The 674-nt window shown below is 49.9% G+C and carries 1 tRNA gene and 1 rRNA gene; both read left to right on the plus strand.

Features of this window, described 5'->3' with window-relative positions:
* Positions 1-59 precede the first annotated feature (59 nt).
* Positions 60-135, plus strand: a tRNA-Glu gene (locus tag HMPREF1024_RS00045).
* A gap of 182 nt (positions 136-317) precedes the next feature.
* A 23S ribosomal RNA gene (locus HMPREF1024_RS0127995) occupies positions 318-674 on the plus strand; the annotation flags it as partial.

Genomic DNA, 674 nt, shown 5'->3' on the forward strand with positions numbered 1-674 from the left:
TCACACAGATTGTCTGATGAACGTAAAGAAGCAAGGCGTCTTGCGATTGAGACTTCAGTGTCCCCTTCGTCTAGAGGCCCAGGACACCGCCCTTTCACGGCGGTAACAGGGGTTCGAATCCCCTAGGGGACGCCACTTGCTGGTTCGTGAGTGAAAGACGCGTGCCGAACTATCTCAAAACTCATCTTCGGGTGATGTTTGAGATATTTGCTCTTTAAAAATCTGGATCAAGCTGAAAATTGAAACGACACACAGTTAATGTGTGTTCGAGTCTCTCAAATTTTCGCAATCAGAAGTGAAACATCTTCGGGTTGTGAGGTTAAGCGACTAAGCGTACACGGTGGATGCCCTGGCAGTCAGAGGCGATGAAGGACGTGCTAATCTGCGAAAAGCGTCGGTAAGGTGATATGAACCGTTATAACCGGCGATGTCCGAATGGGGAAACCCAGTGCAATTCGTTGCACTATCGTTAACTGAATACATAGGTTAACGAGGCGAACCGGGGGAACTGAAACATCTAAGTACCCCGAGGAAAAGAAATCAACCGAGATTCCCCCAGTAGCGGCGAGCGAACGGGGAGCAGCCCAGAGTCTGAATCAGCTTGTGTGTTAGTGGAACGGTCTGGAAAGTCCGACGGTACAGGGTGATAGTCCCGTACACCAAAATGCACAGGC

It is taken from the genome of Klebsiella sp. 4_1_44FAA (assembly GCF_000238715.1).
Taxonomy (GTDB): domain Bacteria; phylum Pseudomonadota; class Gammaproteobacteria; order Enterobacterales; family Enterobacteriaceae; genus Klebsiella; species Klebsiella pneumoniae.